4 protein-coding genes are annotated in these 5,068 nt (G+C 60.5%); all 4 read left to right on the forward strand.

Features of this window, described 5'->3' with window-relative positions; translation table 11 throughout:
* The first annotated feature begins 180 nt into the window (after positions 1–180).
* The 4 genes from ACIQZO_RS40310 to ACIQZO_RS40325 all read left to right on the forward strand — a co-directional run bounded on the left by ACIQZO_RS40310 (position 181) and on the right by ACIQZO_RS40325 (position 4,991).
* A complete protein-coding gene (locus tag ACIQZO_RS40310; RefSeq protein ID WP_403636374.1) occupies positions 181–342 on the forward strand; it encodes a hypothetical protein in 162 nt (53 codons plus the stop codon).
* 167 nt (positions 343–509) lie between these two features.
* Positions 510–2,066 (forward strand): S8 family peptidase, encoded by a 1,557-nt coding sequence (locus ACIQZO_RS40315; protein ID WP_403636376.1) that lies wholly within the window; start codon positions 510–512, stop codon positions 2,064–2,066.
* 14 nt (positions 2,067–2,080) lie between these two features.
* On the forward strand, positions 2,081–3,943 hold the full coding sequence (locus tag ACIQZO_RS40320) for a RiPP maturation radical SAM C-methyltransferase (RefSeq protein WP_403636378.1): 1,863 nt from the start codon (positions 2,081–2,083) through the stop codon (positions 3,941–3,943).
* 169 nt (positions 3,944–4,112) lie between these two features.
* Positions 4,113–4,991 carry a hypothetical protein gene (locus ACIQZO_RS40325; protein WP_403636380.1) on the forward strand — a complete coding sequence of 293 codons (879 nt, stop codon included), beginning with the start codon at positions 4,113–4,115 and terminating at the stop codon, positions 4,989–4,991.
* The last annotated feature ends 77 nt before the right edge of the window (positions 4,992–5,068 follow it).

Here is a 5,068-nt window from a genome sequence, read left to right on the forward strand (position 1 = left end):
GCCAAGCCGCCACCCAGACGAGGTGGTCGCCGCACTGCCCTGCCGCCGCCCCGGATCCTCCCAGTGTACGTCGCGCGAACACGGATCACCCGATTGGGCTAATCCTGCTGGTCGGCACGTAAGCCTCGTGCGAGCTTGAAAGAAGCGCTCAAGTGGAGTGACTTCGCATGAGGAGGCGCTATGCCCCAGGAGCAAGTTGAACTCAACCTCGACGACCTGGAGGTCGTCGACAACGACCCTGATTTTCTCCGTGTCACCTCCGAGGAGATCGTTCAGAAAATCAAGGAGCTGAAGGAAGCCGGCGGCCTCGAAGGTGGCGTCGGGATCGGAATTATCTGGTAGATCGATAAAGCAAGACCGAGCCGTCGTCAGGTGGCAAGGCTCTCGAATAGTCTTGCCACCTGACCGCGCCCTTGCGTGCTCTCGGAGCTTGGTCGGAGGCGAATATGTCTTCTCCACTACCGGATTCGATTCGTGATCGCGTCGATGACTCCCTGCAGCGTCATATCATGGCCAACGACTCGCCTTCGACGCTTCCTGTCCTCCTGACCGTGCCAATTGCGGGGCCGCCCACGGTGGGTGTCTTGGAGCAGCGGACCCGGGAGATCGGCGGGAACGTGATTCGCATATTGGCTTTGGCGGCCGCTGTGGCGGCGGAGGTCACTCTGCCGCAGCTGGTGCTTCTCCTCGAAGAGTTCCCGCACGTCCGTGCCGGCTTGGATGAACCCGGCGATCTTGAGGGAGATCCAGTGAACGAAGACAAGGAATATCTCCAGGAAGAGCTCGACTGGAGTGCTGACGAAGTGGCAAAAGTTACAGGCGGCTTGGCCCGCTTGATCGCCGAGAGCGACATGGCCGGTCTCGAGGGTGTTGGACTTCCCATTGTCATCCACCTGCCGTCCAGTAGTGACCCGTTTGTCGACGGGCGGGTTGCGGACTTCCCGGACCGCCTGGCGTTCCTTGATTCAATCAAAGCGAGTAACGCGTCCGTGGTGGGGGCGGTCGAGGCCATCATGAGGGCGCGGGACCTGAATATTGGTCAGAGGCTCGTGCTTACCGGAGCCGTCACGTCGAACATGACGGAAGAACAGATCAGGGGTTTGCTCCAGAGCGGTGAAAACGAAATCTCTCTCGTGGAGTTGGACACTCCAGGCGTTCTCGAGCTGGATATCGCCGGTCCCGCCATCGAACTGCCGCTCATCGATCCCAATATGGGTCTGGACGGCGCAGGGCAGATAGTTGCCGTATTGGATGGCGAGATTGCTTCCCATCCAGCCGTGAACGGGCGGGTGACGCAGAAGAGCGCTTTTTCCAAATTCGATTGGGGCGAGAACCCCGAACATGCCGCGGAGACGTTCTCACAGAGCCATGCCACAGCAGTGGCAACCATCATCGCTGGGGACGGTTCGGGCGAGAACGGTCCATCAGGAAGGATCGGGGTGGCTCCTCGCGCGCAAATATGGAACTACAAAATCGCCCCCGCGACGAAGCGGGGCAGCGATGTCGCAGTGGCCTTGGAGAAGGCCTTTCTCGACGGCGTCCGGATTATCAATTTGAGCTGGGGGGCCAAGGACGCAGAGATCGACGGAAATTCCGTATGGTCACGTACGGCAGACGCGTTGTTCGCCCAAGGTGTCCTGGTTTGCAAGAGCGCCGGCAACGACGGACCTGGGGCAGGGACACTCACGGCACCGGGGGACGCGGCAAGAGCATTGGTGGTGGGCGCGACGAATCGGGAGGGTACTGCACTGCATACAGGAAGCAGTCGTGGACCGACCGCCGATGGGCGAGCTAAGCCCGATGTTGTTGCTCCGGGCGGGGGCACAGTGGCCGGCTCCCCCCCCGACGCATACGAGCCGACCACCGTACCGGGAACAAGCTTCGCGGCGCCATTCGGCGCAGGTCTGGCTGCCCTGCTGTGGCAGCACTCCCCGGATGCAACGGTATCCCAGATCCGGGATGCGATCGTTGCTTCATGTCACGAACTCCCCGGCCTCGGGCCCAGCGATCAGGGCGCTGGGCTGATCTCTGTGGTCCGCGCCGTCAACGCCCTGAATCAAGCGTGAGGATGTGCTTCGCGATGGTCGATCTTCTGCTCGTCAACAGCCCGTTCGCCGCTACGAACTATCCTTCGATTCAGCTCGGACTGGTACAGTCGCTGGCCCAGGAACGAGGCGTTGCAGCGAAATCTTGGTATGCCAATCTCCTATTCTCAAAGAGAATCGGTTCTCGCCTGTACGACCTCATATCGGATCATCGCGGCATTCAAATCGGGGACTGGATCTTCACCAGGAGCGCATTTCCTGAATTCGACCGGCCGAGCGATTTTCTTGCCAAATTCGAGCATGCGGTTGACAAGCTCTGCGTCGAGGCGGACATTACGAGGGATTTCCTTGTTGAAATCCGCGAGGCGATCGCGCCAGACTTCATTCACGACGCCTCGAGCCTCATTTGTGAGATGAATCCGAAGGTTGTCGGTTTCACTTCCACCTTCGAGCAGAATGTGGCAGGCCTGGCTCTCGCCAGAGCCGTCAAGCGATCGAATCCAGACATCATCACACTATTCGGCGGCGCGAATTTTGACGGCGATATGGGCCGAGAATACTTCCGCGCTTTCGACTGGATCGATTTCGCCGTGGTCGGCGAGGTCGAGCCATGCATGGAGAGCCTCCTGTTCCAGGTCGGTTTGACCGGCGAAGGGAGCCGTCAGGCGGTTGGGCTGCTCGCCCGAAAGTCGGGACACGTGGTTGGCGATCGAGGTCGCGCGACATATCAGGGTTCGATGGACCTGCTGCCGATGCCGACGTACGACGACTACTTCAGCGATCTATCTACGTATGGATATGGGAAGGATGATCTGTCGAAGCCCGTCACGCTGCCTTTCGAGGGCTCCCGAGGCTGCTGGTGGGGGCAGAAGCACCACTGCACTTTCTGCGGGCTCAACGGAATGGGTATGTCCTATCGCCAGAAGACGGCGGGTGCGATCTTGGAAGAGATCTCGGGCCTCGCAAGCCGACACGGGATCAGCAATCTGAGCGCTGTCGACAATATCATGAGCCTGGAAGCTGCTGGGGAACTGCTTGGCAGGCTGGAGGAGCGCGAAGCGGGCTACAACATCTTCTACGAAGTGAAGGCAAACCTGAAGAAAGAGCGCATTCGTGATTTCGCGAATGCTGGTATCAGGCAGATCCAGCCCGGGATTGAAAGCCTCAGTAGCAGAGTGTTGAACCTGATGAATAAAGGGATCGCTGCTATCCAGAACGTGAACACTCTAAAATGGTGCATGTACTACGGGGTCGGCGTTTCCTGGAATCTGCTGTACGGATTTCCTGGGGAACGGATGCAGGACTACGACGACCAGCTGGCGGTGATGCAGAACATTCCTCACCTCCCTCCTCCCTCGGGCGGAGGGCGCATTTGGCTCGAACGGTTCAGCCCGTACTTCACGGGGAAGGCTGCGGGATTCACTGAAATATCACCTGAGCCAAGTTTCGACTACGTTTACCCTTCTCAGGTTGACCGTAACAAGGCAGCCTATTTTTTCCAGGGCTTCTCTCCGGAAAGCATCTCGGATGCCGAGTTCGAGGAAACAGAAAAGGCTATACAAGCGTGGAGGGCCATGTGGGCGAATTGGAAAACACCGCCCTACTTGGTGTACTCCGGGCTCCTTGACAGGATTCGTATCTACGACGGTCGCTACGATCCGGAGCACCCAGAGATCGTCACGTACAAAGACCCTGCAGCCAGCCTGCTCCGTTTCTGCGGCGATGCCCCGAGAGGGATGTCACGGATCCGGGACCACCTGGCGGAGACGGTGGGGGCGCCGGTAAGCGAGGCCAGTATTCATGTACTGCTGGAGCGCTTTGAGGAACGAGGACTCGTACTTCGTGAAAGCGACAGGTATCTCTTCTTGGCCGTACCTCTCGCACGTCCCAGGAAGTAGACCACGGCGCCGAGCCCTTCCTCGGAGAAGGCGCAGGGCTCTGTCCCATGTCCGCGGCCGCGTAGACCAGCGCCATGACGATGGGTGCTCTGGTGTAGTGCCTCAAGCGAGCGGAAGTAGCCGCACCCATACGTGAGTTGATCAGTCAGGCACTGACAGGAGAACAGGTATGAGCGCAACACTGGTTTTCATCCACGGACGCCGCCAGGAGACCAGAACCCCGGCAGAGCTGGAGCGGGAATGGCGGGCCGGGCTCGCCGCAGGGCTGATCAGAGCCGAAAAGCGGTCGGCGGACACCGTTCCCGTCGCACTGCCCTACTACGCGAAGCTGCTAGCCAGAATCACTGATGAACTCGCCCAGAGCAGCGCGGTGGGGGACATGGAGGCCCTGCCCGATGACCCCGACGAGCCGGCGCCGTTCCACCCCTATCTTGGGGCGGACATCGGCGACACCGAACGCAAGCTGCTCCGCAGCATGGTCGTCGAAGCCGCAAGACGCCGGGGGGTCCTTGAAGGAATGGGTGAACTCCTGAGTGGCATCCTGTCCTGGGACGTCGCGCGGCAATTGCTCATGTGGCTTTGCAGCCACACAAGGGCCGACCAGGACTACATCAAGGCGTTCCTGCGCGACGTAGCGATGTACCTGACCAGGGCCAGGACCCCCATCCTGGACCTCGTCAGCAATGAGATCCCCAACGGGCCCCTCATCCTTGTGACGCACAGCCTGGGCACTGTGGTGGCGCGCGACCTCCTCGATGACGAAGACGTGCGCGACCGCACCCTGCTCTGGGTCACCGCAGGTTCCCCCCTCGGCCTCGAAGCCGTACAGAACAACCTGCTCTCTGAGGGGACGATCCACCCCAGAGTCCCCCGATGGGTAAGCACCTACGACGTTAACGACATCGTCGCCCTCGGCCACCCACTCCAGGCCACCTGGGGGGAACCCCTCAAGGACATCGAGGTGGACAACGGCGACGCCCCCCACTCCATCGCCCGCTACCTCGGACATCGTGAGGTAGCCTGGCACATCGGAGAATCCCTCGGCTGAAACAGCCACTCGCTGATGGCCGCGACGACGACGTGTAGTGCACCGCCGACGCGAGAAGCTCGCCATCGCCTGCCAGA

Origin of the sequence: Streptomyces sp. NPDC097617, from assembly GCF_044761485.1 — a bacterium.
Lineage (GTDB): Bacteria > Actinomycetota > Actinomycetes > Streptomycetales > Streptomycetaceae > Streptomyces.

Coding starts and splice junctions, on each gene's coding strand:
- ACIQZO_RS40310 (WP_403636374.1), top strand. CDS start 181: ATGCCCCAGGAGCAAGTTGAACTCAACCTCGACGACCTGGAGGTCGTC.
- ACIQZO_RS40315 (WP_403636376.1), top strand. CDS start 510: ATGGCCAACGACTCGCCTTCGACGCTTCCTGTCCTCCTGACCGTGCCA.
- ACIQZO_RS40325 (WP_403636380.1), top strand. CDS start 4,113: ATGAGCGCAACACTGGTTTTCATCCACGGACGCCGCCAGGAGACCAGA.
- ACIQZO_RS40320 (WP_403636378.1), top strand. CDS start 2,081: ATGGTCGATCTTCTGCTCGTCAACAGCCCGTTCGCCGCTACGAACTAT.